This is a genomic window from Massilia sp. TWP1-3-3 (assembly GCF_049897805.1).
Classification (GTDB): Bacteria; Pseudomonadota; Gammaproteobacteria; order Burkholderiales; family Burkholderiaceae_D; genus Telluria_A.
Map to the genome: position 1 here is coordinate 213054 of NZ_JAFCWX010000002.1, position 25228 is coordinate 238281.

22 protein-coding genes are annotated in these 25228 nt (G+C 62.7%); 9 read left to right on the forward strand and 13 right to left on the reverse strand.

The annotated features are described in order from the left end of the window. Nucleotides 1–3: 3 nt before the first annotated feature. The 3 genes from ACP7D4_RS02680 to ACP7D4_RS02690 form a co-directional block, all read right to left on the reverse strand. Nucleotides 4–129, reverse strand: a complete 126-nt coding sequence (locus ACP7D4_RS02680; protein WP_426106581.1) for a hypothetical protein — start codon at nt 127–129, stop codon at nt 4–6. A gap of 117 nt (nt 130–246) precedes the next feature. After that, entirely contained in the window at nt 247–2286 is a 2040-nt protein-coding gene (locus ACP7D4_RS02685) for a M13 family metallopeptidase (protein WP_426207701.1), read from the reverse strand. Nucleotides 2287–2833: 547 nt separating this feature from the next. After that, entirely contained in the window at nt 2834–4882 is a 2049-nt protein-coding gene (locus tag ACP7D4_RS02690; RefSeq protein ID WP_426207702.1) for a M13 family metallopeptidase, read from the reverse strand. 327 nt (nt 4883–5209) lie between these two features. Here ACP7D4_RS02690 and ACP7D4_RS02695 point away from each other — a divergent pair, with 327 nt between their 5' ends. Both ACP7D4_RS02695 and ACP7D4_RS02700 read left to right on the forward strand, forming a co-directional pair. Next, complete coding sequence (locus tag ACP7D4_RS02695; protein WP_426207703.1) at nt 5210–6649, forward strand: S41 family peptidase; 1440 nt, start codon at nt 5210–5212, stop codon at nt 6647–6649. A gap of 95 nt (nt 6650–6744) precedes the next feature. After that, nucleotides 6745–7866 (forward strand): beta-ketoacyl-ACP synthase III, encoded by a 1122-nt coding sequence (locus ACP7D4_RS02700; RefSeq protein ID WP_426106575.1) that lies wholly within the window; start codon nt 6745–6747, stop codon nt 7864–7866. Nucleotides 7867–8008: 142 nt separating this feature from the next. Here ACP7D4_RS02700 and ACP7D4_RS02705 read toward each other — a convergent pair whose 3' ends face one another. After that, nucleotides 8009–10042: an FAD-dependent oxidoreductase gene (locus ACP7D4_RS02705; protein WP_426106574.1), complete on the reverse strand. Its 2034-nt coding sequence runs from the start codon at nt 10040–10042 to the stop codon at nt 8009–8011. A gap of 190 nt (nt 10043–10232) precedes the next feature. Here ACP7D4_RS02705 and ACP7D4_RS02710 point away from each other — a divergent pair, with 190 nt between their 5' ends. Next, nucleotides 10233–10787 (forward strand): SRPBCC family protein, encoded by a 555-nt coding sequence (locus ACP7D4_RS02710; protein WP_426207704.1) that lies wholly within the window; start codon nt 10233–10235, stop codon nt 10785–10787. Between the two features lie 2 nt (nt 10788–10789). Here the strand turns inward: ACP7D4_RS02710 and ACP7D4_RS02715 are convergent, their stop codons facing one another. The 8 genes from ACP7D4_RS02715 to ACP7D4_RS02750 form a co-directional block, all read right to left on the reverse strand. Beyond that, on the reverse strand, nt 10790–11245 hold the full coding sequence (locus tag ACP7D4_RS02715) for a hypothetical protein (RefSeq protein ID WP_426106571.1): 456 nt from the start codon (nt 11243–11245) through the stop codon (nt 10790–10792). Nucleotides 11246–11262: 17 nt separating this feature from the next. Beyond that, nucleotides 11263–11703, reverse strand: a complete 441-nt coding sequence (locus tag ACP7D4_RS02720) for a DUF2721 domain-containing protein (RefSeq protein ID WP_426106569.1) — start codon at nt 11701–11703, stop codon at nt 11263–11265. A gap of 68 nt (nt 11704–11771) precedes the next feature. Further along, nucleotides 11772–12728 carry a prolyl aminopeptidase gene (pip, locus tag ACP7D4_RS02725; RefSeq protein ID WP_426106568.1) on the reverse strand — a complete coding sequence of 319 codons (957 nt, stop codon included), beginning with the start codon at nt 12726–12728 and terminating at the stop codon, nt 11772–11774. Nucleotides 12729–12767: 39 nt separating this feature from the next. Next, on the reverse strand, nt 12768–14084 hold the full coding sequence (locus tag ACP7D4_RS02730; RefSeq protein ID WP_426106567.1) for an amino acid deaminase: 1317 nt from the start codon (nt 14082–14084) through the stop codon (nt 12768–12770). Then, complete coding sequence (locus ACP7D4_RS02735) at nt 14068–14523, reverse strand: GNAT family N-acetyltransferase (protein WP_426106566.1); 456 nt, start codon at nt 14521–14523, stop codon at nt 14068–14070. The genes ACP7D4_RS02730 and ACP7D4_RS02735 overlap by 17 nt, the downstream gene beginning before the upstream one ends. A gap of 196 nt (nt 14524–14719) precedes the next feature. Then, nucleotides 14720–15460 (reverse strand): acetoacetyl-CoA reductase, encoded by a 741-nt coding sequence (gene phbB / locus ACP7D4_RS02740; protein WP_426106565.1) that lies wholly within the window; start codon nt 15458–15460, stop codon nt 14720–14722. 69 nt (nt 15461–15529) lie between these two features. Then, nucleotides 15530–16708, reverse strand: a complete 1179-nt coding sequence (locus ACP7D4_RS02745; RefSeq protein ID WP_426207705.1) for an acetyl-CoA C-acetyltransferase — start codon at nt 16706–16708, stop codon at nt 15530–15532. A gap of 401 nt (nt 16709–17109) precedes the next feature. Continuing rightward, nucleotides 17110–18018 carry a LysR substrate-binding domain-containing protein gene (locus ACP7D4_RS02750; RefSeq protein WP_426106561.1) on the reverse strand — a complete coding sequence of 303 codons (909 nt, stop codon included), beginning with the start codon at nt 18016–18018 and terminating at the stop codon, nt 17110–17112. 106 nt (nt 18019–18124) lie between these two features. Between ACP7D4_RS02750 and metE the strand changes: the two genes are divergently transcribed. From metE to minE, 4 genes are all read left to right on the forward strand, one after another. After that, nucleotides 18125–20425: a 5-methyltetrahydropteroyltriglutamate--homocysteine S-methyltransferase gene (metE, locus tag ACP7D4_RS02755; protein WP_426207706.1), complete on the forward strand. Its 2301-nt coding sequence runs from the start codon at nt 18125–18127 to the stop codon at nt 20423–20425. 403 nt (nt 20426–20828) lie between these two features. Further along, a complete protein-coding gene (minC, locus tag ACP7D4_RS02760) occupies nt 20829–21623 on the forward strand; it encodes a septum site-determining protein MinC (protein WP_426207707.1) in 795 nt (264 codons plus the stop codon). 26 nt (nt 21624–21649) lie between these two features. Further along, the gene (gene minD, locus ACP7D4_RS02765; protein WP_426106558.1) at nt 21650–22465 is read left to right on the forward strand and encodes a septum site-determining protein MinD; all 816 of its coding nucleotides are present in this window, start codon (nt 21650–21652) and stop codon (nt 22463–22465) included. A gap of 1 nt (nt 22466) precedes the next feature. Continuing rightward, nucleotides 22467–22721: a cell division topological specificity factor MinE gene (gene minE / locus ACP7D4_RS02770; RefSeq protein ID WP_426106557.1), complete on the forward strand. Its 255-nt coding sequence runs from the start codon at nt 22467–22469 to the stop codon at nt 22719–22721. Between the two features lie 274 nt (nt 22722–22995). Here minE and ACP7D4_RS02775 read toward each other — a convergent pair whose 3' ends face one another. Then, nucleotides 22996–23487 carry a hypothetical protein gene (locus tag ACP7D4_RS02775; protein ID WP_426106555.1) on the reverse strand — a complete coding sequence of 164 codons (492 nt, stop codon included), beginning with the start codon at nt 23485–23487 and terminating at the stop codon, nt 22996–22998. Between the two features lie 242 nt (nt 23488–23729). On the opposite strand from ACP7D4_RS02775, the gene ACP7D4_RS02780 reads away from it, so the two are divergent. Beyond that, complete coding sequence (locus tag ACP7D4_RS02780) at nt 23730–24419, forward strand: response regulator transcription factor (RefSeq protein ID WP_426207708.1); 690 nt, start codon at nt 23730–23732, stop codon at nt 24417–24419. A 59-nt stretch (nt 24420–24478) separates the two neighbouring features. Continuing rightward, nucleotides 24479–25225, forward strand: coding sequence for a hypothetical protein (locus ACP7D4_RS02785; RefSeq protein ID WP_426207709.1), 747 nt, complete (start codon nt 24479–24481; stop codon nt 25223–25225). Nucleotides 25226–25228: the final 3 nt, after the last annotated feature.

Here is a 25228-nt window from a genome sequence, read left to right on the forward strand (position 1 = left end):
GCCTTACTTCTTGCCTTTGGGCGCGCCCGGCGGCTGCGGCGCTTCCTCGGGAAGGCTATCTTGCCTGAGCGCCCAGTAGCACAGGTAAGTGACGGCGATCAGGTCGATTGCCCAGAGTAAGCTTTCCATCGAGTCATTCCAAGTGGTAAATGTGCAGATATTGTACCGGAGATGACGATGGGTTCACTTGCGCCGCACCCGCAAAAAAGGCCACTTTCGTGGCCTTTTTTGCAATCGCTGCGGCGATTACCAGATCGTCACGCGCTCGCTCGGCGCCAGGTACATCTTGTCGCCTTGCTTGACCCCGAACGCTTCGTAGAACGCCGGCTGGTTCATCACCGTGCCGTTGGCGCGCGCCTTGCCCGAAGAATGGGTGTCGGTTTTGATGCGGCTGATCTGCTCGGCGTCGCGGATCTTTGCGCGCCACACCTGGTTCCAGCCCATGAAGAAACGCTGGTCGCCCGTCAAGCCGTCGATGACGGGTGCGCTCTTGCCGCCCAGCGACAGCTTGTACGCCTTGTAGGCAATCGCCAGCCCGGAATTGTCGCCGATGTTTTCGCCCAGCGTCAGTGCGCCGTTCAGCTTGTAGCCGGGGAGCGGCTCGAAGGCGCCGTATTGCTTGACGAGCACGTCGGCCTTGGCCTTGAACTTGGCGCGGTCGTCTTGCGTCCACCAGTCGCGCAGGTTGCCGTCGCCGTCGTACTGGCTGCCCGAGTCGTCAAAGCCGTGGCTGATCTCGTGGCCGATCACCGCGCCAATGCCGCCGTAGTTGACCGCGTCGTCGGCGCCCATGTCGAAGAACGGCGGCTGCAGGATCGAGGCCGGGAACACGATTTCGTTTTTGGCCGGGTTGTAGTAAGCGTTCACGGTCTGCGGCGTCATGCCCCATTCTTCGCGGTCGATCGGCGTGCCCAGCTTGGCCACGCCGCGCTGGTACTCGAAGGCGGAGGCGCGCATCACGTTGCCCACCAGGTCGCCCGGTGCGATATTCAGCGCACTGTAGTCGCGCCACTTGTTCGGGTAGCCCACTTTGGGCGAAAACTTGGCCAGCTTGGCTTGCGCTTCCTGCTTGGTGGCCGGGCCCATCCAGTCGAGCGTGTCGATGCTTTGGCGGAACGCTTCGAGCACGTTTTTCACCAGCACTTCCATGCGCGCCTTGCGCTCGGCCGGGAAATGCAGCTGCACGTACTGGCGCCCGACCGCTTCGCCCATCGCCCCTTCGACCACGCTCACGCCGCGCTTCCACAGCGGCCGGTTCTCCGTCACGCCCGACAAGGTGGTGCCGTAAAAAGCAAAGCTGGTGTCCACGAAGTCCTTCGACAGGTAGGGCGCGAAGCGGCGCACCAGCTGCCACTCGAAGTACGACTTCCAGGTGGCCAGGTCGGTTTTTTCCAGCATGCTGTTGTAGGCCGTCAGGTAGCTGGGCTGCTTGACGATCACGTAGTCAGTCTTGCTGGCCACGCCCGCCTTGGCCAGTGCGCCGTTCCAGTCGTAGCCCGGTGTCAGCTCGCCCAGCTTGGCAATGGCCACCTTGTTGTAGCGCTTGACGGGATCGCGGTTTTCGACCTTGGTCCATTGGGCTTGCGCCAGTTCGGTTTCCAGCGCCACGATCGCGCGCGCAGCATCCCGGCCATCCTTGCGGCCGATTTTGCCCAGCATGGCAGCGACCAGCATTTCGTACTTGGCCTTGGCGTCGGCCATCTTGGCGTCGTCTTTTTTCAGGTAATAGTCGCGGTCCGGCAGGCCCAGGCCGCTCTGGTACACGCCCACCGCATAGCGGGTCGATTCGCGCCCGTCCTGCTCGACGCCCACGGCGTACGGCGTGGTCACGCCAATTTCTCCCAGGTGCGCGATCAGGGCGGGAATGGCTTTTTTGTCGCGCATGGCGCGAATGGCGGCCAGTTCGCGCGCCAGCGGCTTGTAGCCGAGCTGCTCGCGCTTTTTCTCATCCATGTAGCTGGCGTACAGGTCGCCGATCTTGCGCGCATCGACGCCGGCCTTGGCTTTCTTGTCGGCCTGCGCCGCTTCGATGATGGCGCGCACTTGCGGCTGGGTGTCGTCGGCCAGCTTGTCGAATGCGCCCCAGCGCGCCTTGTCGGCCGGGATGTCGGTGTTCTTGAGCCACTTGCCGTTCAGGTGATCGAAAAAATCGTCCTGGATGCGCACGGCCGGGTCGATGTACTGGCTGTCGATGCCCGACAATGCGGCCTTGGGCGGCGCGTCGGCGGCGCCGGCGAATGCGGTGATGAGGCTGAGCGTCAGGGTAGAGAGGAGGTAGCGTTTCACAGTGGTCCTTTGTAAGGCTTGTAAATACGCGGCGGTGGCCGCGGCACGGCGCGCCTGTCGGATCGACCCCGGCGCTCGATCAGTATAAGTGCGCGCGGGGGCAAGCGGCAACCGCGCCACGCTTTCGGGTGCCATCCTAAGGATGGCATAAGAATGGCGTGCCAAAATGCCTATGTTGCCGGAGCCGATGGGTGTGGCTTTGGACTGCAGAACAGCAAAGGGAGTTCATGGCCCTTTTTTCATACCTCCCTCGCGGGGGGTATTTTTTTGCCTGCAACATCGACTTCGCGCACGCGGCTGTAGCAGAAGTGGTAGGTCGGAAAAGCGAAAGCGCATTCCGACAAGCGCCGTCGACGGCTCCTGTCGGAAAAGGGGGCCGCCCAGGCCTACGCTTTTCCGACCTACGGTCCTACGGTCCTACGGTCCTGATTTCCACGCGTTTTACTACACCCTCGCACGCGAAGACGATGTGGGGGCGGCCCCATGTCCCAATCACAACTGTATGAAAAAAGGCCGCTTGCGCGGCCTTTTCGTCACTCATTGCTGCTTACCAGATGATGGCCCGGTCTTTCGGCGCCAGATACATCTTGTCGCCCGGCTTCACGCCAAACGCTTCGTAAAACGCCGGCTGGTTCATCATGGTGCCGTTGGCGCGGTACTTGCCCGGGGCGTGCGGGTCGGTCTTGACCTGCACGATCTGCTGGGCGTCGCGCATCTTGATGCGCCATACCTGGCCAAAACCCATGAAGAAGCGCTGGTCGCCCGTGAGCCCCTGGATCACCGGCGCCGGCTGCCCGCCCAGCGACAGCTTGTACGCCTTGTACGCAATGGCCACGCCCGAATTGTCGCCGATGTTTTCGCCCAGGGTCAGTTCGCCATTCACCTTGTAGCCAGGCAGCGGCTCGTAGGCGCCGTACTGCTTGACCAGCATGTCGGTCTTGGCCTTGAACTTGGCGCGGTCTTCGGCCGTCCACCAGTCGCGCAGGTTGCCGTTGCCGTCGTACTGGCTGCCTTCGTCGTCAAAGCCGTGGCTGATCTCGTGGCCGATCACCGCGCCAATGGCGCCGTAATTGACCGCGTCGTCGGCCGTCATGTCAAAGAACGGCGGCTGCAGGATCGAGGCCGGGAACACGATTTCATTCATCGCCGGGTTGTAGTAGGCGTTCACCGTCTGCGGCGTCATACCCCATTCTTCGCGGTCGATCGGTTTGCCCAGCTTGGCCACTTCGCGCCTGTAGTCGGCGCGCTCGGCGCGCATCATGTTGCCCACGATGTCGTCGCGCGAGACGGCCAGGCCGCTGTAGTCGCGCCACTTGTTCGGATAACCGATCTTGGGCGTGAACTTGGCCAGCTTGTCCTGCGCTTCCTTCTTGGTCGCCGCGCTCATCCAGTCGAGCGTGTCGATGCTCTGGCGATAGGCGGCCAGCAGGTTCTTGACCAGCACTTCCATCCGCGCCTTGCGCTCGGCCGGGAAGTGACGCTGCACGTACTGCTTGCCGACCGCTTCGCCCATCGCGCCTTCGACCACGCTCACGCCGCGCTTCCACAGCGGCCGGTTCTCGGTCACGCCGGTCAACGCGGTGCCATAAAACGCGAACCGCGCATCGACAAAAGGCTTGGACAGGTAAGGCGCATAGGCGCGCACCAGTTGCCACTCGAAATACGACTTCCAGGTTGCCAGGTCGGTCTTGGCCAGCACCTCGTTAAAGCCCTTCAGGTAGCTCGGCTGGTTGACGATGACGTAGTCGACCTTGGCGCCGATGCCGCTGCCGGCCAGCGCCGACTTCCAGTCGTAACCCGGGGTCAGTTCGCCCAGCTTGGCCAGGGCAAGCTTGTTGTAGCCCTTGACCGAATCGCGGTTCTCGACCTTGGTCCACTGGACCTTGGCCAGTTCGGTTTCCAGGCCGATGATGTCTTTGGCGGCGGCCGCGCCACCCTTGCGCCCGACCATGCCGAGCATGGTGGCGACCAGCGTTTCGTACTTGGCCTTGGCGTCGGCCAGTTTGACGTCGTCCGCTTTCAGGTAGTAGTCGCGGTCAGGCAGTCCCAGGCCGCTCTGGCGGATGCTGGCCGTGTAGCGGGTCGACTCGCGCCCGTCCTGTTCGATGTAGACCAGGTAAGGGGCCGAGACGCCGATCTCGGTCAGGTGCGCGATCATGGCTGGAATTGCCTTTTTGTCGCGCATGCCGCGGATTTGCTGCAGCTCTTTGCCGAGCGGCTTGTAGCCGGCGGCGTCGCGCTTTTTCTCGTTCATGTAGCTGGCGTACAGGTCGCCGATCTTGCGCGCTTCGGAGCCGGCCTTCTGGGTCTTGTCGGCCTGCGCCGCTTCAATGATGGCGCGTACCTGCGGCTGGGTGTCGTCGGCCAGCTTGCCGAACGAACCCCAGCTCGACTTGTCGGCCGGGATCTCCGTGTTCTTGATCCACTTGCCGTTGATGTGCGAGAAAAAATCGTCCTGGATGCGCACGGTCGGGTCGATGTGCTGGCTGTCGATGCCCGACAGCGGCGCCTTGGCCGCCGCGGCAACCGGTTCGGCGGCGCCGGCAAAGGCCGTCATCAGGCTCAGGGTCAGGGTAGAGAGGAGGTAGCGGTTCACAATGTTCCTTTTGGGTACGATGCTCTTGATGAATGATTGGATGCTGGTGCACGGCAACTCAGACTGCCGCTTGGAAAAGTTGTAGTCGCGACATTCTAGCGCCATGCCTCAGGCGCGCGCTCGCGCGAACGCGCTTTTTACGCTGCCAGATGCAAAATCTGGCAGGAATGATGGGCAATAGAGACACTCTGCCACGCCAGACATATGTATATGCATGGCGGCAGTTGCGCGCTGGACACGTGCGTGCCGGATTCAGGTTTATACTCGACTCAACGCCACCCCTTGGCGCGGGCAAACTTAACTTTCTGGCAGCGAGCAGGTGATTCGATGGGTAGCACACTGAAAAATTCCGGCCTGGTCGGCATCGGCCTGATCGCCGGCATGGCGGTCTCGATGCAGTTTTCGGCGATCGCCCAAAAGCCGGTCGGCTCCGAGATGCCGATGGAAGAGCTGCGCCAGCTGGCCGACGTGTATGGCCTGATCAAGAGCGACTACGTGGAATCGGTGCAGGATAAAAAGCTGCTCACCGACGCCATTTCCGGCATGGTCGCCTCGCTCGACCCGCATTCGGCCTACCTGGACCAGAAAGCCTACCGCGAGCTGCGCGAAGGCACCGAGGGCAAGTTTGTCGGCCTGGGCATCGAAATTGGCCCCAGCGATGAGGGCTACATCAAGATCGTCACCCCGATCGAGGATTCGCCGGCCTACCGCGCCGGCATCAAGGCGGGCGACCTGATTTCGCGCATCGACAATACGCCGGTACTGGGCCTGCCGATCGACGAAGCCGTGAAAAAAATGCGCGGCGAACCAAATACCGAGGTGGTGCTGACGATCGTGCGCAAGGATGCGCCGGCGCCGCTCGAGTTTGCCATCGTACGCCAGCAGATCGTCCAGAAAAGCGTCAAGGGGGGCATCGTCGAACCGGGCTATGCGTGGCTGCGCATCTCGCAGTTCCAGGAACCCACGCTGGACGACATGGCGGCCAAGATCAGCGCGCTGTACAAGCAGGACCCGCAGCTCAAGGGTCTGGTGCTGGACCTGCGCAACGACCCCGGCGGCCTGCTGCAAGGCGCCATTGGCGTGTCGGCCGCGTTTTTGCCCAAGGATGCGGAAATCGTTTCCACCAACGGCCAGCTGGCCAGCTCCAAGGAGCGTTTTTACGGCACCCCGGAACACTATGCGCTGCGCAGCGACAGCGATGCGCTGGCGCGCCTGCCGGCGGCGCTGAAAAAAATCCCGATGGTGGTGCTGGTCAATACCGGTTCGGCCTCGGCGTCCGAAATCGTGGCCGGCGCGCTGCAGGACTACAAGCGCGCCGCCATCATCGGCAGCCGCACTTTCGGCAAGGGCTCGGTGCAGACCATCCGGCCGATCTCGAACGACACCGCCGTCAAGCTGACCACGGCGCGCTACTACACCCCGCTGGGGCGCTCGATCCAGGCCAAGGGCATCGTGCCCGACTTTCTGGTCGATGAAAACGCCGACGGCGACGGCATGAACGGCTTGCGCATGCGCGAAGCGGACCTTGAAAAACACTTGTCCAATGATCGCGACAAGGAAGAGGCGAAAAACGCCAACGACGAACTCGAAGAACAGATGCGCGTCGTGGCCGCCGAGCGCGGGCGCAAGGTGCTCGAATACGGCAGCGCCGACGACTTCCAGCTGCGCCAGGCAATCAACCACCTCAAGGGCTTGCCAATGCAGCTCTCGCACGGCGCTGCGCGCGGCGCCATCGCCCACGTCGACAAGGCGCCGCTCAAACCTTAAGCCCTTATAGCGCCGCTTTTGCCGCCCTGCCCCCGCCATTGTGTAGAATCAGGTGTGCCGGGGCAGCCCGGCTTTATCCCATTTGAAAGTTTGCTATGAAACAAGTCGTCATTAGTGGCACTGGCCTTTTCACGCCAGCCGATTCGATCTCGAACGAAGAATTGGTCGTCGCCTTTAACGCTTACGCCGAACACTATAATGCCGACAATGCGGTGGCCATCGCGGCCGGAGAACTGGCCGCGATCGAAGGCTCGAGCGCCGGCTTCATTGAAAAAGCGTCGGGCATCAAGTCGCGCTACGTGATGGAAAAGAGCGGCATCCTGGACCCGGCCCGCATGACGGCGCGCATTGCAGAGCGGGGCGACGAGGTCTTGTCGCTGCAGGCTGAAATGTGCGTGGCGGCGGCGCGCGAAGCGCTGGCACGGGCCGGCCGCACGGCGGCCGACATCGACATGGTGCTCGTTGCCTGCAGCAACCTGCAGCGCGCCTACCCGGCCATGGCGGTCGAAGTGCAGGACGCGCTGGGCATCGACGGCTACGGCTTTGACATGAACGTGGCCTGTTCCTCGGCCACCTTCGGCATCCAGACCGCGATGGCGGCGGTGCAAAGCGGGCAGGCGCGCGCGGTGCTGGTGCTCAATCCCGAGATCACCAGCGGCCACTTGAACTTTCGCGACCGCGACAGCCACTTCATTTTTGGCGACGCCTGCACCGCGATCGTCATCGAGGCGGCCGACACGGCCACCAGCGCGCACCAGTTCGAGATCCTCGAATCGAAGCTCAAGACCAAATTTTCCAACAATATCCGCAACAACTTCGGCTTCATGAACCGTTTCGACGAAGCGGGCGTGGGCAAGCCGGACAAGCTGTTTCGCCAGCAGGGCCGCAAGGTGTTCAAGGAAGTGTGTCCGATGGCCGCCGAGATGATTCGCGACACGGTCACCAAGGCCGGACTGCAGATCGAGCAGGTGTCGCGCTACTGGCTGCACCAGGCCAACCTGAACATGAATTTGCTGATCACGCGCATGCTGCTCGGGCGCGACGCCGCGCCGTCCGAGGCACCGGTGATTCTCGATACCTATGCCAACACCTCGTCGGCCGGATCCATCATCGCCTTTCACAAGTACCAGGACGACATGCCGGCCGGCGCGCACGGGGTAATCTGCTCGTTCGGGGCGGGGTATTCGATTGGCTGCGTTGTGGTACGCAAGAAGTAAATTGGGTTGGTGAGGCGCCTGCAAGTCGTGAGGAGCGTAGGTCGGATAAGCGTAAGCGCAATCCGACCTACGCCCAGTCCCGAAAAAACCGCGGGTAAAGCCAGGCAGCCGAGTTACATCGTTCTCGTGCCCCCAGCGCAATCTACAAGCTCACCGCCAGCTGCGCACCTTCCTTGATGGCGCGCTTGGCGTCCAGTTCGGCCGCCAGCGCGGCGCCGCCGATCTTGTGAAAGCGCGGCCCGCCGGTGGTGCCTTCCGGCGGCATCAGTTCGGTCAGGCTGTCCTGGCCGGCGCAGATGACGACATGGTCGACGACGATCAGGCGCGCCTCGCCGCCCACCGTCACATGGATGCCCTGGTCATCAATCTTGTCGTACGTGACCCCGGCCATCATTACCACGCCATTGCGATTGAGCGTGGCGCGGTGCACCCAGCCCGATGTCTTGCCCAGGCCCGCTCCCAGCTTGCTGGCCTTGCGCTGCATGAGGAAAATCTGGCGCACAGGTTCCGCATCCACAGCCTTGACCAGGCCGCCGCTGGTGGTGGCGTTCAGGTCCACGCCCCACTCGCCGCACCATTCGGCCACCGGCACCGGCAGCGGGTGGGCGGGATTGTGCAGCAGGTATTCGCCCACGTCAAAACCGATCCCGCCGGCCCCGATGATGGCCACGCGCTTGCCGACCGCGACCTTCTTTTGCAGCACGTCGATATACGACAGCACCTTGGGATGCCCGATGCCCGCGATCGGCGGCATGCGCACCTTGATGCCGGTGGCGACGATCACGTCGTCATACCCGCCGGCCAGCAGCTCTTCGCGCGTGACGCGCCGGCCCAGGCGAACGTCGACCCCGGTCAGCTCCAGCTTGCGGCTGAAGTAGCGGATCGTTTCGCTAAATTCCTCCTTGCCCGGGATTTGCATGGCGATTTTGAACTGCCCGCCCACGCTGTCGCTCGAGTCGAACAGCGTGACCTGGTGCCCGCATTCGGCCGCCACGGTGGCGGCCGACAGGCCGGCAGGCCCGGCGCCGACCACGGCCACCTTGCGCGCACGGGCCGCCTTGGCGTACACCAGCTCCGTTTCGTGGCAGGCGCGCGGGTTGACCAGGCAGCTGGCGCGCTTGTTTGAAAAAGTGTGGTCCAGGCAGGCCTGGTTGCAGCCGATGCAGGTGTTGATTTCGTCGGCGCGGCCTTGCGCGGCCTTGATGACGAAATTGGCATCGGCCAGGAAGGGGCGCGCCATCGATACCATGTCGGCGTCGCCGCGTTCGATGATGTCGTTCGCTTCATACGGCATGTTGATGCGGTTGGAGGCGACTACCGGAATTTTCACTTCGCGCCGCAGGCGCCCCGCCACGCTGGCAAAGGCCGCGCGCGGAACCGAGGTGACAATGGTTGGCACGCGCGCCTCATGCCAGCCGATGCCGGTATTGAGGATGGTGACGCCGGCCTGCTCGAGCGCATGCGCCACCGTGACCACTTCTTCCCAGGTGTTGCCGCCTTCGACCAGATCGAGCAGCGAATGGCGGTACATGATGATGAAGTCATTGCCCACCGCCTTGCGGATCCGCTTGATGATTTCGACCGGCAGGCGCATGCGGTTCTCGATCGAGCCACCCCAGCGATCCTGGCGCAGGTTGGTGCGTCCGCACAGGAACTGGTTGAGCAGGTAGCCTTCGCTGCCCATCACTTCAATGCCGTCGTAGCCGGCCATCTTTGCCAGCTTGGCGCAGCGTGCGTAATCCTTGATGGTCGTTTCGATGCCCGCTTCGGTGAGCGCCTTCGGCTTGAACTTGGAGATCGGCGACTTGACGCCGGAGGCCGACACCACGAACGGCTGGTAGCCGTAGCGGCCGGAGTGCAAAATCTGCATCAGGATCTTGCCGCCTTCTTCGTGCACGGCCTTGGTGACGCGGCGATGGTTATAGACGTCGCCGATGAAGTTGAGCGTGCCGCCGAAGGGCAGCAGCCAGCCCTGGCGGTTGGGCGAGATGCCGCCGGTGACGATCAGTCCCACGCCGCCCTTGGCCCGCTCGCGATAGAACTCGGCCAGTTTGCCGTAATTGAAGAAGCGGTCTTCCAGGCCCGTGTGCATCGATCCCATGATGACGCGATTGCGCAAGGTGGTAAAACCCAGGTCGAGGGGAGCGAGCAAGTGGGGGTAGGCTTGTGTGGTCATTGTAGTTATAGGTTGAATCGACGATCCAGCATTAAAACCTACTTCTGTAGACACAGGGTTCTAATTTATTGCCGCCTCTGGCAGCCGGCGTGACCTTCATGACAAGCATGTCAATAAGGTCACAACAGGGCGCGCACGCTTGCTGCGCCACGCGCTTGTCAGCGTGCGGCCTTTACCGTAGTCTGAGGCCATGCTGACTCGTACCCTTCTCTGCCTGCTGTTCGTCCTCGCCATGCCGGCCATGGCGCAGCCGGTGCTGCCCGAGGTCCTCGTCACGCGCGTGGACGCGGCGGGCGAGCAAGTGTTCGAGGTGGCCGCCAGCGGCACGGTAAAAACCTCTCCCGCGCACGTCTGGAAGGTGCTTACCGATTACGAATCCATGCCGGAGTTTGTGCCCGACCTGAAAAAGAACAAGGTGATGTCGCGCACCGGCAACCGGGCCATTATCGAACAGGCGGGGGTGGCGCGCTTCCTGTTCCTCACGCGCCCGATTCACCTGGTGGTGCAGGCGACCGAGGAACCGATGTCGGCGATCGACATCAGCCTGGTGACGGGCGACATGAAAGTTTATTCCTGCCGCTGGGAGTTGACCGCGCTGCCGGATGGCGGCACGCGCGTGGCCTACACGGGCAAGATGGTGCCCAAGTTTTACGTTCCCGGCATGCTCGGCTCAAACATCATCCGGCGCGACATCGAGCGCATGATGAAGGCAGTACTCGAGCGGCTCGACCAGGCGCCGGAATAAGCTCAAGCGGCGTAAAAGTCGCGCTCGCGCAGTTCTGCAAAGCTCTCGATGCTGCCGATCTTGACCGTGACCGGATTGAGGCTCATTTGCGGCGCCATGGCGCGCCAGGCGAACTGCCACTCCTGCTCATGCGCTTCGGCGCTGGTCTTGGTGAAGGCGGCGCCGAGCGCGGCGCGCACGCCGTATTCGACCGCGCCATCGATTCCCGCCCAGCTTGGAAGCGTGCGCTGCACCGCGCGGTGCAGCCGCTCGCCGAATTCTTCGCTGTTGTGGATGACCAGGCAGCAGTCGGCCGGCGCGAGCAGATCGAACAGCGCCTTGTCCCACACCTGCGAGAACGACAGCGTCAGGCAGTTGTTGGTCGGGACCAGGCGGAACTGCCCGGCCGTGAGCGCAAGTTCGAGTTCGGCGCGCGGCGCGTAGCGGTGCAGTGTGGGTGGTCGTTTGTAGTCGTGCATAAGGTACTCGGTCTTTTTCAGTTGGCGGCGCGCACGTGGCGGCGCGAACGCTGGGTCTTGGAGGCGACGAAAATTTCGCGCAGCAGGTACACAAAGCTGCCGATCAGCGTGATCATGCCACCCACGAACAGGGCCGCGATGTAGCGGTCCAGCGGCAGGTTGGTGGTGTCGCCCAAAAACAGCAGCGCAATGACAAGGCAGATCACCAGCCCGCAAGCGGTCGACAGCGCAATGGCGAAGTTGATCAGGTGCCAGCGCCTGTAGAGGACGTCCAGCTCCCCCATGTAGGCTTCATGGTAGGCGATGTCGAGCCGGTCTTCGAGCGTGCGGGTACGGTCGATGATGCGCGCCAGACGGTTGGTCAGTACCATCAGCATGGTGCACACGCCGGTGAGCAAAAAAACGGGAGCGATGGCCAGCTGGATCACGTGGCCGATATCGCTAATCTGGATATTCATGGTAATGCCTGCGGCTCTGTTTGAACAATGAGGGCGTTAGTGTATCAGGGCGCACCGCAAGCGGTTTGTTAGTCAAATGCGCGGCCGCGCCTGAACTGCTCGGTGGCCGCCACCAGCGCGCCCGAAATGCCCTTTTCAAGCGCGCCATGGCCGGCGTCGGCAATCATGTTCAGCCGCGAGCCGGGCCAGGCCTGGTGCAGCCGATACGCCGACAGCGGCGGGCAGATCACGTCGTAGCGGCCCTGCACGATCACCGCCGGCAGGTGCGCGATACGGCCCACGTCGCGCACCAGTTGGTCTTCTTCGAGGAAGGCAAGGTTGGCCATGTAGTGCGATTCGAGCCGGCCCACGCCCAGATCGAGCGTGTCGGACGCCAATTCTTCGGGCTGGGGCAGCAGGAACACGCGGCGGCCCTCGAAGCGGCTCCAGGCGCGCGCGGCGGGCCAGTAGACGGCCGGGTCGTGGCACAGCATGCGGCTGGTGTAGGCCTTGAGCAGGTCGCCGCGCTCGGCTTCGGGAATGGGCGCCACGAATTCGTCGTACAGCTCCGGGTAGAACCAGCGCACGCCGTGCAGGAACCAGTCGATTTCAGCGGCGGTGCACAGGAAGATCCCGCGCAGGATGAAGCCCAGGCAGCGCTCGGGATGGGCCTGGCCGTAAGCCAGCGCCAGCGTCGAACCCCACGAGCCGCCGAACACCAGCCACTGCTCGACGCCGAACTTGACGCGCAGCGTTTCAATGTCTTGCACCAGTAGCTGGGTGGTGTTGTTGCGCCACTCGCCCAGCGGCGTGGACTTGCCGGCGCCGCGCTGGTCGAACAAAATCACGCGGTAGTGTTGCGGATCGAAAAAGCGGCGGTGCTGCGGCGACAGCCCGGCGCCCGGCCCGCCATGCAGGAACACGACCGGAATGCCGGCCGGGTTGCCCACTTCTTCCCAGTAGAGGGTATGCACGTCGTCCACCTCGAGCATGCCATGCCGTAGCGGTGCGATGGGCGCGAACAGGGCGGGCAAGGTGGCGGACATGGACTCTTTCACAGGGTGGCAGACGCAAATTGTAGCGTACTAAAAGAAGGTGTTCACGCCATAGCGCACGTTGTAGGTGTCGTCGACGGCGAGCAGCAGCGGCCACTTGTCGAAGGTGGTGCACGGGTGCGAAATGCCGCAGCCGACCAGGTCGCCCACGGCCAGCGTGTCGCAGATGGCGTGGCCGGCGCTGAGCTGCAGGTACGCGTGCTGGTCGTTCATCTTGACGATGGCGCAGCCGGCCGGCAGCGCTTGCGGCAGGCCGGGCCCGGGCCGGTGCGACACCAGCCCGATGGGCAGCTCCACATCATACGAGGCGTCGCGCTTGCCCATGGTGAGAATGGCCAGCGTCGGTTCGGGGCGCGACTGCACCATGCTCCACACTTCCAGCGCGCCTTGCAGGCCATCGGCCAGCGCTTCGCGCTCGCCCAGTTCAGCCAGCAGGCGCTGGTAGGAACCGTGGTCGCTGGTCAGGTAGCAGCCGCTGCGCAATATGGGCGTGACGGGCAGCGAAGCGCCCTGCACGCCGGCAAAGCCGCGCGCGACCAGGTCGAAGTAGGCCGAGCCGCCGGCCGAGAGCACAATGGCGTCGCCGCCGAACAAACGTTCGTTGTCGGCCTCGCGCAGCAGCGCCACCAGCTGCGCCACAAAGGCGTCGACCGCCAGCACGTCGGCGCGGCGCTCACGCGAAACCAGCAAGCCTTCGTAGCCCTCGATGCCGGCCAGTTGCAGGCCCGGCGCGGCGGCGATCGCGCGCGCCACGGCCATCGCGTCGTCCATGCTGCGGCAGCCGGCGCGCTTGCCGGCGATGCCCATTTCGACCAGCAGCGACAGCGGCCTTGGCAGCGGATGGGCGGCCACGGCCGCTGCCAGGCGCTGCACGCCGGCGGGCGAATCGGCCAGCGCAAAGCACTCGAAATCGGGGTCCTCGCGCAGCAGGCGCAGCACGCTGTCGATGTCGGCCCTGGCCACCAGCTGGTTGGCCAGCAGCACGCGGCGCACGCCAAAGCGGTGCGCCAGCAGCACCTGGGTGGTGGTGGCCAGCGTCATGCCCCAGGCGCCGTTGGCAAGCTGGGCGCCGAACAGCTGCGGGCACATTGTAGTTTTGCCGTGCGGGGCAAGCATGACGCCGTAGCGGGCGCAAAACTCGCGCATCCAGTCGAGGTTGTGGCGCAGGGCAGATGTCTTGAGGACGGCGACCGGGAAGCTGGTGTCGGCGCGCAGGATGTTCCAGCCTTGCACGCCGATCGCACCCTGGCGCAGCGGCTCGGTGATGGGCAAGCCTTTCACGCCAGGCTGGAGCAATTGTTCGTCGAGGGCGGCGAGGGCAAGGCCGCCTTTAGGCAGGGTGAACATGGGAAGGCTCCCGCGGCTTGGAAAGAGAATAGTGGACGTCGACGTCGTTCTTCATTTTCCCACGTTCCCATCCCTGTGACGCGTAAAACGTATCGGCGCGCGTGTCGGCGCTGGTGGTGAGGACGGCTCTATCGTGGCCGAGGACAAACAGGTAATCGGCCATCAGCGCTAGCAGGCGCTTGCCGATGCCGTGGCCTTCGTGCCCGGGGCTGACGAACAGCGCCCAGATGGAGCCGTCGGTCTTGTCGGCGGCGGCAAAGCCGGCGATGACGCCGTCAGCTTCGCAGACCCAGCTCTTGCCGAGCCGGTCGAGGTAGTCGTGGTACATGGCCGGGGTGATGCGCGATGGATCGGAGAGGCGGTTTTCGGTGACGGCGAGGCGGATTGCCGACATGGCGGGGATGTCGGCCGCCGACGCAGTGCGAAAAATCAGGTTCAAGAACAGGTCTCCGATGAATAGAACAGTAGGGCGTGAAATCGTAGGGCGGAAAAGCTCCGGGCTCTGAGTTCCCCTCGCATTCCGCCATGTTCGCGTCGCGTTGACGCATGCATGGCGGAATGCGAGGGGAACTCAGAGCCCGGAGCTTTTCCGCCCTACGTGGAATGATGGAATACGCGCGTATTCCATCGACCATTTACGACATGTGCTGCCCGCCGTTGATGGCGATGTTGGCGCCAGTGACGAAAGCGGCTTCATCGGACGACAAGTACGCGACCAGACCAGCAACTTCTTCCGGCTTGCCCAAACGCGCCATCGGAATTTGCGGGATGATCTTGCTGTCCAACACTTCCTTCGGAATCTCCATGACCATCTTGGTGCCGATGTAGCCTGGCGAAATGGTGTTGACGGTCACGCCTTTGCGCGCCACTTCCAGCGCCAGCGCCTTGGTGAAGCCGTGCATGCCGGCCTTGGCCGCGGAATAGTTGGTCTGGCCGAAGGCGCCCTTCTGCCCGTTGACCGACGAAATATTGATGATCCGGCCCCAGCCGCGCTCAACCATGCCATCGCATACCGGCTTGGTCATGTTAAACACGGAATCGAGGTTGGTCGCCATGACCAGGTCCCAGTTCGGCTTGTCCATTTTTTTGAACGTCATGTCGCGCGTGATGCCGGCGTTGTTGACCAGCACGTCGACCAGGCCGACTTCGTCCTGGATCTTGGCGATGCACGCCTGCGCCGAATCGTAGTCGGCCACATCGCACTCATAGGCCTTGAAGTCGAAGCCCATGTCCTTGGTCGTGGCCAGCCAGCTGTCCACCTTCGTGTTGCCAGGGGAGTAGGTCGTCACGACCCTGTAGCCCAGCGCCGCGAGCTTGATGCAGACAGCTTCACCCAAACCGCCCATACCGCCGGTTACTAATGCAACTCTAGCCATTGTCTTCTCCTGTTGTTTTCTACCAATTGCCAACCAAAACTACTTGTAGTTTTACACTAAGTTGCTTGTTCAATCGCGCTCGACTGCCAGCGCCACGCCCATGCCGCCGCCGATGCACAGGCTGGCCAGCCCGCGCTTGGCATCGCGGCGAATCATTTCGTGCAGCAGCGTGACTAGCACGCGCGCGCCGGATGCGCCGATCGGGTGGCCCAGCGCAATGGCGCCGCCGTTGACGTTGATCTTGCTGGTATCCCAGCCCATTTCCTTGTTGACGGCAATGGCTTGCGCGGCGAACGCTTCGTTAATTTCCATCAGGTCCACGTCTTCGTGCTTCCAGCCAGCCTTTTGCAGGCACAGCTTGGTGGCCGACACGGGGCCCATGCCCATGATGGTCGGGTCCAGCCCGGCCGACGAGTACGCCTTGATGCGCGCCAGCGGCGTCAAACCCAGTTCCTTGGCCTTGGAGGCGGACATCATGATGACGGCGGCGGCGCCGTCGTTCAAGCCCGACGCGTTGCCGGCCGTGACGCTGCCGTCCTTGTTGAACGCCGGGCGCAGCGATGCGAGCGACTCGAGCGTGCTGCCATGCTTTGGATACTCGTCGGTATCGAAGACGATGGCGCCTTTTTTGGACGGAATTTCCAGAGGAATGATTTCATCCTTGAATTTGCCAGCCTTTTGCGCGGCCTCGGCCTTGAGCTGCGACTGCAGCGCGAATTCATCTTGCGCGGCGCGCGACACATCGTATTTTTTCGCGACGTTTTCAGCCGTGATGCCCATGTGGTACTGGTTGTAGACGTCCCACAGGCCGTCGACGATCATGGTGTCGACCAGCTTGGCTTCGCCCATGCGGAAACCGTCGCGCGAACCTGGCAGCACGTGCGGCGAGGCGCTCATGTTTTCCTGGCCGCCGGCGATGATGATGTCGGCGTCGCCGCACTTGATGGCCTGGGCGGCCAGGTGGGTGGCCTTCAGGCCGCTGCCGCACACCTTGCCGACGGTGAAGGCGGGAACCATGTCCGGCAAGCCCGCCTTGATGACGGCCTGGCGCGCAGGGTTCTGGCCGGCGCCGGCGGTGAGCACCTGGCCCATGATGACTTCATTGACGCTGGCGCCGTCCAGGCCGATTTTTGCCAGCAAATGCTTGATGACGTGGGCGCCCAGTTCGGCAGCAGGGATTTTTGCCAGTGCACCGCCAAATTTACCAACTGCGGTACGGCCAGCGGCCACGATTACGACGTCTTCCATGTGAATCTCCGATGTGCCGGCCGCCAGGGCCAGCGTGGTTTCAATTGTGCCGCCTGCTGCCCGGACGGGCGGCGGGCGGCCATACACAATAAGTTACTGCGTCGGCACTGCCTGGGTGCTGCAATTTCGCGTTGCCAGGCAATCCGGGGTCGGCCGGGCCATGGTCGCTCGCCTCAGGCCAGCGCCGGATTGCGACGGTGGCCGGGGGAAAAACGGGGTGATGTCTGCTGCTGAAAACATGTGTTCCTCTATCGGACTACCAGACTTAGACGCCAACTCGCGCAACAAAGTCCGCTATATTAGGTTTCAGCGCACGCCCTACGTTTGATCAAAATCAATCTTATCAGCATATTCATTCAAGAACGATCGTGCTTATTGCGCAAAGTGCTTGCGCGAAACCCCTAACTGAGCAATTGAATGCCGTCGAGCGTGCGCGCGCATTGTTCGCGGATCACGCTGACGAAGTCGGCAACAAAGGCTTTGGACGCCAGGGCGGGCGGCACGGAAACAAAAGCGTCGCTCCACAGGCCATTGGCGCCGATCGGCTTGGCCAGCACGTAATCGTAGTCGACGTAATTCTTGATGGCCCAGTTGGGCAGCGCCGCCACCCCGCGCCGGCTCGCTACCAACTGCAAAATGGCCACCGTCAGTTCGGCCGTGCGGCGCTCGAAGCGCACGCCCGCTGGACGCAGCACTTCGCGGATCAGGTCGATGCGCTCCTCAGGAACCGGGTAAGTGATGACGGTTTCGCCTTCCAGGTCGGCAGCCTCCAGGCGGCGCTGCGCGGCCAGGCGGTGCTTTTGCGCCAGCAACACCAGGATTTCAAAGCGGAACAAGGGGAATACAGTGAATCCGGGGCCACAGGCCGAACCGATGACCAGGTCGGCCTCGCCGGAGCGCAGCAACTCGACCGGGTCGCTATGGAAGCCGGACACCAGGTCGATCTCGACCTCGGGCCAGCGCTGGCGGAAGGCATCCATCACCGGCATCAGCCAGTCAAAGCAGGTGTGGCACTCCAGCGCCACGCGCAACTGGCCCTGGTCGCCCTGCGACAGGCGCGCCACGTCGCGTTCGGCCTGCTCAACTGCGGGCAGCACGGTGCCGGCCAGCGCCAGCAGGCGCGCGCCGGTGGCGGTAAAGGCGATCGGCACGGATTTGCGCTCAAACAGCGGGGCGCCGTAGCGCTCTTCCATCAGCTTGATCTGATGCGACAGCGCCGACTGCGTCAAGTTCAGCAACTGGGCGGCGCGCACCAGGCTGCCGGCTGACTGCAAGGCACTCAAGGTACGGAGATGGCGAAGCTCAAGCATGCGGGTGTATTAATCCTTTTCATGGTGACGCACAAAAACTTTCGTTTTGATTATACGCCCGTTTGCACCACACTTTAGTCATTGATAACTACATGCCAATGACACCATGCCTACCATCCACACCCACACACTCGGCTTTCCCCGCATCGGCGCGCGCCGCGAACTGAAAACAGCGCTCGAATCGTTCTGGCGCGGCGCCAGCGACGCCGCTGCACTGGAAGAAACGGGCCGCCTGCTGCGCCAGCGCCACTGGCAGCAGCAGGCGGCAGCCGGCCTCGCGCTGGTCACCGTGGGTGACTTTGCGTTCTACGACCAAGTGGCCAATCATATCCAGCTGTTCGGCTGCGAGCCAGAGCGCTTTGGCTTTGACGGCGGCGACACCGCCCTGGAGCGTTACTTTGCCATGGCGCGCGGCGCTCGCGAGCATGATTCGGATTGCTGCGGCCGCGCCCACAGCGGCCACGCGCTGGACATGACGAAATGGTTCGACACCAATTATCACTACCTGGTGCCCGAGTTTTCCGGCGCCACGACCTTTACGCTGGACGCCCGGCGCCTGCTGGCCGAAGTCGCCGAAGCGCGGGCCCTCGGCCACGCGGTCAAGGTGGCGCTGATCGGGCCGCTGACCTTCTTATGGCTGGGCAAGGCCAAGGATGGCGCCTGCGACCGGCTCGACCTGCTGGGCAAGCTGCTGCCCGCCTACTGCGCGCTGCTCTCGCAACTGAAAAACGCGGGCGCCGACTGGGTGCAGCTCGACGAGCCGATCCTGGGCCTGGACTTGCCCGCCAGCTGGCGCAACGCCTTTGAGCCGTGCTACTGGCAACTGAGCCAGTCCGGCGCGCAGTTGATGCTGGCGACGTATTTTTCGCCATTGGAAGAAAACCTGAGCCTGGCGTGCCGCCTGCCGGTGGCCGGCCTGCATGTCGACGGCGTGCGCGCGCGCCACGAGCTGGTCAGCGTGTGCGACTGGTTGCCGGTGCCCAAAATACTGTCGGTTGGCATTGTGGATGGGCGCAATATCTGGCGCACCGACCTGGACCAGGCCATCAGCGTGCTGCAGCCGCTGCTTGAGCGCCGCGGCGGTCAACTGTGGCTCGCGCCGTCGTGTTCGCTGCTGCACGTGCCGTTCAGCCTGGCGGGCGAGAGCGATCTGGACGCCGAGCTGCTGTCGTGGATGGCGTTTGCCGACGAAAAGCTGCAGGAACTGGCCGCGCTGAAGGCGGCGCTGACGGGCGACGGCGCCGATGCGGCCACAGCCTTGAGCGCCGCCCGTGAAGCGCTCGCCAGCCGCGCGCGCAGCAAACGCGTCCACAGCGATGCTGTTGCGCAGGCGCTCGGCACGCTCGGGCTTGACGCCGACCGCCGCCGTTCGCCCTTTGCGCAGCGCCAGGCGGTGCAGCGCGCGCGCCTGCGCCTGCCTGATTTTCCGACGACCACCATTGGCTCGTTCCCGCAGACAGCGGCAATTCGCGCCGCGCGCGCCGGCTGGAAGGGCGGCACGGTCAGCGCCGTCGATTACGACAGCGCGATGCGCGCCGAAATCAGCGACGCCGTCAAGCGCCAGGAAGCGCTGGGGCTCGATGTGCTGGTGCACGGCGAGGCCGAGCGCAACGACATGGTCGAGTATTTCGGCGAGCAGCTGGACGGCTTTGCCTTTACCCGCTTTGGCTGGGTGCAGTCGTACGGATCGCGCTGCGTCAAGCCACCAGTCATTTTTGGCGATGTGGCGCGCCCGGGGCCGATGACGGTGGCCTGGACCGTACATGCGCAAAGCGTGACGCACAAGCCGGTCAAGGGCATGCTGACCGGGCCGGTGACGATCCTGCAATGGTCGTTCGTGCGCGACGACCAGCCGCGCTCGCTGACGGCGCTGCAGATCGCGCTGGCCATGCGCGCCGAGGTGGGGGACCTGGAGCGCGCCGGCATCGGCATCATCCAGATCGACGAGCCGGCGCTGCGCGAGGGTTTGCCGCTGCGGCGCGCGCGCTGGGACGAGTACCTGGCGTGGGCCACGCGCGCGTTTCGCATCACGGCGAGCATTGCGCGCGACGCGACGCAGATCCACACCCATATGTGCTACGCCGAGTTCAACGACATTTTGCCGCAGATCGCAGAGCTCGACGCCGACGTGATCACGATCGAAACGAGCCGCTCGGACATGGAATTGCTCGACGGGTTCGGCAAGTTTCAGTATCCGAACGAGATCGGGCCGGGGGTGTACGACATTCATTCGCCACGCGTGCCGGGGGTGGACGAGATGGAGCGGCTGCTGCGCAAGGCGGCGCTGGTGATACCGAAGGCGCAGCTGTGGGTCAATCCCGATTGCGGGCTGAAAACGCGCGGGTGGGCGGAGACGGAAACGGCCCTGGCGAACATGGTGGCGGCAGCGCACCGGATGCGTGTTTGAGCAGTGTTTGATATGCGCACTGTACAAATCGCAAATAAATAATTGCTCGCATCGAAATAAGGCGCTACATCGAAATAGTTAACTACATCGTCCTCGCGAACGCGAGGACGATGGGTGGGTATTGCGCATGTTCGCGATGCTGCTGCCGCCACTCCTGCCATTGCCAAAAATACTGCTCATGCAAGCCCACTGACCGCCCTTCCCGCTTCCCAGCTCCCCCTGCACCGGTTCCCGGCTCCTTCCGTTTCCAACCAGGCAAACCATTTACACCATTCTTCCAGGCCTGAATTTATTGCCTCGCGGAACATTCATCCCGATACTCCCCATCCAGCAATTTTCAAAGTAGAATGCACGAGTTCTGCGCCACTTTGGGCGATGTTAGCCCATATCTCACGATCCGTTTATGCTCAAAAGCCCGTCCCAACTGCCCATCGAAATCAAGATCTCCACCGTCGTCGCGATCTCCACGATCTTGTACTCGGCCGACCCGCTGGCAATCGACGCGGCCCTCAAGCAAATGACGGGCGGCGTGGCCGATTTCTTCGAAGACGAATTCGCCGTGATCGACGTCACCACGATCGCCGAAATCGCGCCCGTCATCGAGTGGGACAAGCTGGTCGCGGTCCTGAAAAAATACCGTCTGAACGCGGTCGCCGTGCGCGGCGCCACCAGCCTGATGGGCGATGCAATCCGCGCCCACGGCCTCTCGCTCGACGACGGCGTATCGGGCATCAAGCCGCGCGAAGAATCGGAAGCACCGGCCGCCCTGATGGCAGCGCCGGCGCCGATCCCGGCCCCGCCAGCCGCGGTGTCCGCACCGGTGGCGGCGCCCGCCACCGCCGTGCTCACCCCCGGCACCATGATTATCGACACCCCGGTGCGCGCCGGCCAGCGCGTGTATGCGCGCGGCTGCGACCTGATCATTACCGCGACCGTCAACAATGGCGCCGAAGTCATCGCCGACGGCAGCATCCATATCTACGCGGCCCTCAACGGACGCGCCCTGGCCGGCGCCTCCGGCAATGCCGATGCCCGCATTTTCGCTTTGTCGATGCAGCCGGAGCTGGTGTCCATCGCCGGCGTCTACCGCACCTTCGACGAGGGCTTCCCGCCAACGCTGGCTCGCCAGCCGGCGCAAATTCGCTTGATCGGCGGCCGGATCGATATACTATCGCTCAGTCCGGCTAACCGCGCCTGATCCGAGATTTCATAAAGGATTTATCTGTGGCAAGAATTATTGTTGTGACGTCCGGCAAGGGCGGCGTCGGAAAAACCACTTCCAGCGCCAGTTTTTCCACTGGCCTGGCCATGCGCGGCCACAAGACTGCGGTACTCGACTTTGACGTCGGCCTGCGCAACCTGGACTTGATCATGGGCTGCGAGCGGCGCGTGGTGTATGACCTCATCAACGTCATCAACGGCGAAGCATCGCTGAACCAGGCGCTGATCAAGGACAAGCACTGCGACAACCTGTTCATTTTGCCGGCCTCGCAAACGCGCGACAAGGACGCCCTGTCCGAAGAAGGCGTGGAGCGCGTGCTCAACGATCTGGTCAACATGGGTTTCGAATATATCATCTGCGATTCGCCGGCCGGCATCGAGCACGGCGCGCTGATGGCCTTGACGTTCGCCGACGAAGCGATCATCGTGACCAATCCGGAAGTGTCGTCGGTGCGCGATTCGGACCGCATCTTGGGCATCATTCAGGCCAAGTCGCGCCGCGCGCAAACCGGCGCCGAGCCGGTCAAGGAACACCTGTTGATCACGCGCTACTCGCCAAAACGGGTGGAAGCGGACGAAATGCTGTCCTACCAGGACGTGCAGGAAATCCTGCGTATTCCGCTGATCGGCATCATTCCCGAGTCCGAGTCGGTGCTGCATGCATCGAACCAGGGCAATCCGGCGATCCACTTCAAGGGCACCGACGTGGCCGAAGCGTATGAGGACGTGATTTCGCGCTTCCTGGGCGAAGAGCTGCCGCTGCGCTTTACCAACTACGAAAAACCGGGCTTTCTGCAGCGTATTTTTGGAGCGAAGTGATATGGCGCTGCTCTCATTCCTGTTCCCAAACAAGCAAGCCAAGAGCGCAACGGCGGCCAAGGAACGGCTGCAGATCATCATCGCGCGCGAGCGCGGACATCGCGGCGGCCCGGACTTTTTGCCGGCGCTGCACCGCGAGCTGATCGAGGTGATTTCCAAGTACACCAAGGTCAGCGCCGACGACATCAAGCTCTCGCTTGACCGGCAGGGCAACCTTGAAGTTTTGGAAGTGAATGTGGTGTTGCCGGACGCTTAATGGTGTTCATGGCGGCGCATGGCGCAATGCGCTGCGCTTTTGTCGCGGTGCCTCGCGCGCCGTACCGTCGACGACCTGAATGTGGGGTTGCCGGACGCACGTTAATGGCGGCTCATGGTGGAATGCGCTACGCTTTTGTCGCGGGGGCGCCGAGCCCCTACGATGAGCGGCTCATGGCGGAATGCGCTACGCTTTTCCGCCCTACGTTTACCTCTAAGCGTAGGGCGGAAAAGGCGAAGCCGCATTCCGCCAAGCGCCGCCCGGAACGAACGCGTTACGACGGCCGCACGACAATCAACTCATTGGCCACCTGCGCGCACGCCTCCACATGCTCGTACCCGAGCTTGCGAAACATCGTAAACCCGATCGCCGCCGACGCAATCTGCCCGGCAATGGGCACAAAGCGCGAGGCCGACTTGGCCATGTACTTGAGCCCCACGCGCTTGAAGATCTGCATCAGTAGTTCCCGGGTGACAAATTTGCCCACCATCACACCACCGACGCCGACCGCCACCTTGTAGGCAATCAGCTTGTGGCTCGGCTGCAAGCGGTCGATCTGCTCGGGCGTGAGGCCGAACGCGCTGTTCACGTCATCGACCAGTTTTTTGAACAAGGTCAGGTCCGACACCACGTCCACGCCGGGAATCGGCACCGCCGACACGCCGGCCGAGATGGCCGCGCGCCTGCGCACCAGGCGACGGCAACGCTCGCGCGTGTCCTCGATATGTTTCGGGGTATCAGGTATTAAAGTCCAATCGACGTTCATTGCATTCCTTCTCTAAAATAAATTTCCTAAAAGACGCAAAAAGGCCATTGAATTGCGAGTTTTTAAAGTGTAACGTGTAATCAATTAATCGAGAACACAGCAGGCAAGATGTTGCTGAATGTAAATTGTAGTGCTGCACTCGTGTCAGTTAGTAAAAGTCTGTTATATTCTGAGTAACTAATCAGTTATAACTGTAGGTCTGGTCTTACCTACGCGTTTTACATTCAACAGCATTGGCCATCATGAGAATTGCCGTCCTCGACAACGACCGCAGCCAGGCAGACCTCATCTGCCAGGTATTGACATCGGCTGGCCACAGCTGCCAGACCTATGAAAGCGGCAAGGACATGCTGGCGCACCTGCGCAAGGACAGCTTCGACATGCTGATCCTGGACTGGCAGGTCGCCGACCTGACCGGCGGCGAAGTACTGCGCCGGGCCAAGGAAAAAATGTCGACCCAAACGCCGATGATGTTCCTCACCAGCAGTTCCGCCGAGGACGACATCGTCGCCGGCATCAACGCGGGCGCGGACGACTACATGATCAAGCCGCTGCGACGCGGGGAACTGGTGGCGCGCGTGCAAGCCTTGCTGCGGCGCGCGTACCCGAGCCAGAATGGCGCCGAACAATTGCAGTTCGGCCCCTACATTTTCGAGACTCGCCCCGGGCGCCTGCTGATGGACGGCGCCGTGATCGATGTCACGCACAAGGAGTTTTACCTCGCACTGTTGTTTTTCAGGAATATCGGCCGGCCCTTGTCGCGCGCGTATATTCATGAGGCGGTGTGGATCAGGGAGACAGTCGTACCGTCCCGGACCATGGATACCCACGTATCGCGTGTACGCAACAAGTTGCAGCTGCGTCCTGAAAACGGATTCAGGCTGGTGCCGGTGTACAGCTACGGCTACCGGCTCGAGAAACTCGGCGCGTAGTTCCGGGCGTTAAAGGATTTCTTGCAGCGATAGCTTATCGCGTCACTACCCACATCGAATTGTTCATTTCCACGCATTTCTACGCATTTCTGCTCGGCAAGCCTATACTCGTGGTCAACACCACCACGACAAGCGGAGTTCATATGCATAAAACAGTTGCCGTAAGTACCTGCATTGCGCTGCTGGCAGGCTGCGCGATGCCAACCCTCGATCAGGGCAGTATTAGTGCCTTGCAAGGCAAAACCGTCGTGCGCGCGTTTCCGCCTCCTATCAAGATGATGATGGTCACGCCGGCATCAGCTGCAGTCGTCGGGCTTGGCCTGCTTGGCGGGGTTGCGGCAGCTGCAAGTGGCGCCAAGGCGGGCGGCACCGCGGCTTTTGATGTTGAAGACCCTGGCATGGCGATCTCGGCCACGCTGGCAGAAAGGCTGGCCGCTCGCTACAACACGAAAACGTCAAGCACTGTCCTGTCGCAACCGATGAGCAGCTTGGCTGAAATTGCAACGCGGGGACAAGCGCTCGCCGACTACAGCTTGCAAGTGTCGACGCGCAATTTGCTCATGGCAAATTACATGACGGCGCCGTCCCGCTACCGCGTCTCCTTCATTGTCGTCGCTACGCTGATCGACAACAAGACCAAGCAGAGCGTTGCCTCGGGGGTCTGCGTGCATCAGCCGGAAAACATCGCAGTGGCCGGAACCTATGAGGACATGCTGGCCAACAACGGTGAGCGCTCCAAGCGCGAGGTGGCAGCTGGCGCTCAATTTTGCGCCCAAAAACTGCAGCGGGATATGTTCGCAATCTGATCC